At 73.0% G+C, this 5,170-nt stretch carries 7 protein-coding genes; 4 read left to right on the top strand and 3 right to left on the bottom strand.

Translation table 11 applies throughout. From position 1 onward, the window contains the following. Positions 1–462: DinB family protein (locus tag I4I78_RS30275; protein WP_226380724.1), on the top strand; the 462-nt coding region annotated here is incomplete at its 5' end. Between the two features lie 21 nt (positions 463–483). Here I4I78_RS30275 and I4I78_RS34050 read toward each other — a convergent pair. The 3 genes from I4I78_RS34050 to I4I78_RS30260 all read right to left on the bottom strand — a co-directional run bounded on the left by I4I78_RS34050 (position 484) and on the right by I4I78_RS30260 (position 3,144). Then, positions 484–1,596, bottom strand: a complete 1,113-nt coding sequence (locus I4I78_RS34050; protein WP_218614930.1) for a regulatory protein RecX — start codon at positions 1,594–1,596, stop codon at positions 484–486. Between the two features lie 2 nt (positions 1,597–1,598). Then, positions 1,599–2,663 carry a recombinase RecA gene (gene recA / locus I4I78_RS30265; protein ID WP_218614929.1) on the bottom strand — a complete coding sequence of 355 codons (1,065 nt, stop codon included), beginning with the start codon at positions 2,661–2,663 and terminating at the stop codon, positions 1,599–1,601. 292 nt (positions 2,664–2,955) lie between these two features. Next, positions 2,956–3,144: a DUF3046 domain-containing protein gene (locus tag I4I78_RS30260; protein ID WP_226380723.1), complete on the bottom strand. Its 189-nt coding sequence runs from the start codon at positions 3,142–3,144 to the stop codon at positions 2,956–2,958. 65 nt (positions 3,145–3,209) lie between these two features. Here I4I78_RS30260 and I4I78_RS30255 point away from each other — a divergent pair, with 65 nt between their 5' ends. From I4I78_RS30255 to I4I78_RS30245, 3 genes are all read left to right on the top strand, one after another. Beyond that, positions 3,210–3,347 carry a hypothetical protein gene (locus I4I78_RS30255; RefSeq protein WP_218614927.1) on the top strand — a complete coding sequence of 46 codons (138 nt, stop codon included), beginning with the start codon at positions 3,210–3,212 and terminating at the stop codon, positions 3,345–3,347. A gap of 91 nt (positions 3,348–3,438) precedes the next feature. Next, positions 3,439–3,939: a hypothetical protein gene (locus I4I78_RS30250; RefSeq protein ID WP_218614926.1), complete on the top strand. Its 501-nt coding sequence runs from the start codon at positions 3,439–3,441 to the stop codon at positions 3,937–3,939. A 42-nt stretch (positions 3,940–3,981) separates the two neighbouring features. Then, the coding region (locus I4I78_RS30245; RefSeq protein ID WP_218614925.1) for a DEAD/DEAH box helicase at positions 3,982–5,170 on the top strand (1,189 nt) is incomplete at its 3' end.

Genomic DNA, 5,170 nt, shown 5'->3' with positions numbered 1-5,170 from the left:
CGTCCCCCGCAGACCGGGCCGGACGAGAGGTCCACCCTGCTGGGCTTCCTCGACCATCTGAGGGAGGCGGTCGCCGCCAAGGCCGAGGGAGCACCCGACCCGCAGGTCCGTACGCCCGGCGTGCCGTCCGGCACCAACGTCCTCGGCCTGGTCACGCACCTGACGTCGGTCGAACGGTTCCACTTCCTCGGCGAGGACGTCCGGGACTGGGCTGCGACCATGCACGCGGACCCCGGGCAGATGACGGAGGAGGTCCTCGCCGCCTACCGGGACGTCGTCGGGCGGGCGAACGAGGTCATCGGCGGGTACGCCGACCTAAACCTTGCCGCGCCGCTGCCCGCGGGGAGGACGTCGGCGCCGTCGATGCGGTGGCTGCTGGTGCACATGATCGAGGAGACCGGGCGGCACGCGGGCCACGCCGACATCCTCCGCGAGCAGATCGACGGCGCCACCGGCCGCTGAGCACGCGGCGACCGGAGTGGGTCAGTCGTCGAGGGGGCCCTCGCCCAGCTCGTCCTCCTCGGCGCCGCGCGCGGCGATCGCCTCCCGGACCACTCCGTAGGCGATGGAGCCGCCGTAGCCCTTGCGGGCGAGCATCCCGACCAGGCGGCGGGCCGCGGTGACGCGCTGCTCCTTCGTCGCGATCGGCACCGTGCGCAGCTTGCGGTCGACCAGCTCGCGGGCGCGGGCCTCCTCGGACTCGGCGTCGATCTCGGTCAGCGCCTCGTCCGCGATCTCCTTGGCCACGCCCTTGCGGTGCAGCTCGGCGGCGATGGCGCGGCGGCCCAACCCACGCTGCTTGTGCCGGGACCGGACCCACTGCCCGGCGAACGCCTCGTCGTCGACGAGGCCGACCTCGTCGAAGCGCTCCAGCACCCGCTGCGCGACCTCGTCGGGGATCTCCTTGCGGCGCAGCGCCTGGGACAGCTCCTGCACGGTGCGGGCCCGGTCGGTGAGGAGCCGGAGACAGATCTCCTTCGCCCGCGCCTCGTCGTCGGGCGGGGAGAACGCCAGGCCCCCACCACCACGACCACGGGACGCCCCGTCCGAACGCGTGCCACGCCCGCGGCGGGACCTGCCGTCGCGGGCCGGTGCGGTGTCCGGCTCCGCGACGGGTTCCGGCCGGGCAGGTGGAGCGGACCCGTCGCCGTCGGGTCGCGCGGTGCCCGCGGCCTCCGCGAACTCCGCGGCCTTCGCGACCTCCGCGGCTTTCGCGACGTCGCCGGCCGGCGGCGTGGCGCGCCGGGCCGAGGTCCGTTTCCGATCCGGGCGTGGGCTCGACGACCGACCGGTCGCCGGGCGGCGGCCGTCGAAGCTCGCGACGCGGACATTCCCGCCGCCCTCGCCGTCACCGTCCTCCGACAGGTCGTCGAGGCTCACGGTCCGCACCGTGGCAGGTCCGTCGGCGCCGCTCACGTCCGGGACGGTGTCGGTGGACGACCCGCCGAGGTCGTCGAACGAGGCCACCTGGGCACCGGCGGTCTCGTCGGTGTCGAGGCCGGCGAAGTCCGCGACCCCCGCCGGAGCGCCGTCCCGGTCCTCCGCACCTGCGCCGAGGACCGGTTCGGCCTCCGGCACAGCATCCGGAGGCGTCATGCTCAGAAGTCGACCGGGGCCGGCAGCGGCTCGGACGACGCAGCGGCGGCGACCGTGGGATCGGCGTCGAGCACCGGGCCGATGCCGAGCTTCTCCTTGATCCGCTTCTCGACCTCGGCCGAGACGTCCGGGTTCTCCTTGAGGAACTTGCGGGCGTTCTCCTTGCCCTGGCCCATCTGGTCGCCCTCGTAGGTGTACCAGGCACCGGACTTGCGGATGATCCCGTGCTCGACACCCACGTCGATCAGGGAGCCCTCGCGGCTGATGCCGACGCCGTAGAGCACGTCGAACTCCGCCTGCTTGAACGGCGGCGCGACCTTGTTCTTGACGACCTTCACCCGGGTCCGGCTGCCGACCATGTCAGTGCCGTCCTTGAGCGTCTCGATCCGCCGGATGTCCAGGCGCACCGAGGCGTAGAACTTCAGCGCCTTGCCGCCGGTCGTGGTCTCCGGGGACCCGAACATCACGCCGATCTTCTCGCGCAGCTGGTTGATGAAGATCATGGTGGTGCCCGACGTGCTCAGCGCGCCGGTGATCTTGCGCAGCGCCTGGCTCATCAGCCGGGCCTGCAGGCCGACGTGGCTGTCGCCCATCTCGCCCTCGATCTCGGCCCGGGGCACCAGGGCGGCGACCGAGTCGATCACGATGATGTCCAGCGCGCCGGAGCGGATCAGCATGTCCGCGATCTCCAGCGCCTGCTCACCGGTGTCCGGCTGGGAGACCAGCAGGTCGTCGGTGTTCACCCCCAGCGCCTTGGCGTACTCCGGGTCGAGCGCGTGCTCGGCGTCGATGAACGCGGCGATTCCGCCGAGGGCCTGGGCACTGGCCACCGCGTGCAGCGCGACCGTGGTCTTACCACTGGACTCCGGGCCGTAGATCTCGATCACCCGGCCCCGGGGCAGGCCGCCCACGCCGAGGGCGACGTCGAGGGCGATGGAGCCGGTCGGGATGGCGCTGACGGGCGGACGGTTGTCGTCGCCCAGACGCATCACCGAGCCCTTGCCGTGGTTCTTCTCGATCTGGGCGAGGGCGAGTTCCAGCGCCTTCTCGCGGTCCGGAGCGGTCATCTCTTGCCACCTCGCTGATCTGCCATCGGATGCTCTGGTCTGCCGTGCTGGGGTCTGCTGTGCCGGCGATGCCGCCGTCTTGCGGGGAGCCACGGGACAACCGTATGGGGTCGCACCGACAGTTCCGCCGGTCGGATCGCCGTCTGTGGACGGCCGCACCATGTTGTGGACAACACGCTATACGAACGCACGTTCGAGATGTCACGCCGACACGCCGACACGACACCCGGTCGCGCCGAACGGTCCACGGCGCCCGACGCACCGGCCGTGGCCGGCGGGCGGGCCGGTCGGCTCAGCGCCGGACGGGAGGCACGTCGTACGCCTCGCAGACCGCGAGCCAGATCCGGCGCAGGTCGATCCCGGACTCGATCGCCTGGTCCACGGTCTTCCCGTCGAGGGCGGAGAACACGTGGTCACGGGCCAGCGAGCCGGCCCGCAGCACACCGAACTCATCCTCCATCAGTCCCCGGAACTGGCTCATGCGCACCCGTCGAGGATAACTTCCGGCCCCGACCGGCCCGGTGGCCCGCGCGTACCGTGGGCGGTATGTCCGATCTGCTGATGCTCGCGCAGGCCGATCCGACCGGGTTCGGCTCGCCGCTCGGCCGGATCGTCGTCCTGGTGGCCCTGCTGGCCTCGCTCGTGACGCTGGTGCGGCTGTGGATCCGGTACCGCAAGCGGTGAGGCGACGGGTCCGGGACGCGGGCGCCGGGCCGCGCGGACGGCCTGGCTAGGCTCGCCCGCCGGAGCACCACGAGCACGCGGAGGGACGTCGATGGCACGCACCGGAAGAGCCGACCAGCAGGACGACGCGGAGCTGCGCGGCGCCTACCGGATCGTCGCCGACGAGCTCGAGCAGGCGGTCCGCGACACCCTGTCGAGCCACGAGCCCGACCCGGCCCGGCTCGCGCTGCGCAAGCTGACCGCGATCGACGCCGACTTCCCCGATTCCGAGGCCCCTCCCGGGTGGTCGCTGGCCTTCCTCGTGCTCGCCGACTGGATCGACGCCGCGCGGATCGCGCTGGAGGCCGAGACGGACCGGGTCGACCGGGCACTGGACTGGATCGGGACGAACCTGGGGCCGCGCTACCGGTCCCGGGCCCGCTACACGATCCCGCCGTTGCAGACGCTCGAGGGCGCGCAGGAGACCTCGCACTTCATCGACGCACTCGGGGACGACTTCCTGGCCAGCCTCGTCTGGACGATCGCGGCGCTGAGCGCGCTCTACGGCGACGACGACGCCGGCTGGGCCCGCGCCCTGCACGGCGGAGACTGAGGCGGGCGCCCGCCCGCGCCGAAACTGTCGGGGTCCCGGCGCATGATGGGGACCGTGAGCGCACTCGAGGGCTTCTCCCCCGCCACCCGCCAGTGGTTCGAGGGGGCCTTCGCCGCGCCCACCGCCGCGCAGGAGGGCGCCTGGTCCGCCGCCCAGGCCGGGCGCAACGCACTGGTCGTGGCCCCGACCGGGTCCGGCAAGACCCTCGCCGCGTTCCTCTGGGCACTCGACCGGCTGGCCTCCGAGCCGGTGCCGGACGAGCCGAAGCACCGCTGCCGGGTCCTCTACGTCTCCCCGCTCAAGGCCCTCGCGGTGGACGTGCAGCGCAACCTGCGCTCCCCGCTGACCGGGATCCGCCAGGCCGCGCAGCGCCTCGGCGAACCGGTCCCGGACATCACGGTCGGCCAGCGAACCGGCGACACCCCGGCCGACGAGCGCCGCCAGTTCGCCCGCACCCCGCCGGACGTGCTGGTCACCACACCGGAGTCGCTGTTCCTGCTGCTCACCTCCGCCGCCCGGGAGTCGCTGCGCGGCGTGCGCACGATCATCGTCGACGAGGTGCACGCCGTGGCGGGCACGAAGCGCGGCGCGCACCTTGCGCTGTCGCTGGAGCGTCTCGAGGAGATCGTAGAGACGCCCCCGCAGCGGATCGGGCTCTCCGCGACGGTCCGCCCGGTGGACGAGGTGTCGACGTTCCTGTCCGGCACCCGTCCGGTCGAGATCGTGCAGCCGAGGACCGCGAAGACGATCAACGTCCAGGTCCAGGTCCCGGTGCCCGACCTCGCCGCGCTCGACGAGCGGCCCGCCCCGGGCAGTACCGACGAGGAGGTCGTCGGGTCCGCGGCCGGCACCGCGCAGAAGCCCTCGATCTGGCCCGCGGTCGAGCAGCGGCTGCTGGAGCTGGTCCGCGCGCACCGCTCGACGATCGTGTTCTCCAACTCGCGTCGCCTGGCCGAACGCCTCACCTCGCGGCTCAACGAGCTGGCCGCCGAGGAGGCCGAGCAGCAGGACCCGGTCGACCTCGACGGGCCGCGGAGCGCGTTCCCGGCCGAGGCGGTCGGGCAGTCCGGCGTCGGCGGCGGAGCGGCACCGACCGTGGCCAAGGCCCACCACGGTTCCATGTCCCGCGACCAGCGGACCCTGGTCGAGGAGGAGCTCAAGTCCGGCGTCCTGCCCTGCGTGGTCGCCACCTCCAGCCTGGAGCTGGGCATCGACATGGGCGCGGTGGACC

The sequence above is a fragment of the Pseudonocardia sp. KRD291 genome, from assembly GCF_019263595.1.
Taxonomy (GTDB): domain Bacteria; phylum Actinomycetota; class Actinomycetes; order Mycobacteriales; family Pseudonocardiaceae; genus Pseudonocardia.
This window is presented reverse-complemented; position numbering and strand designations above follow the sequence as displayed.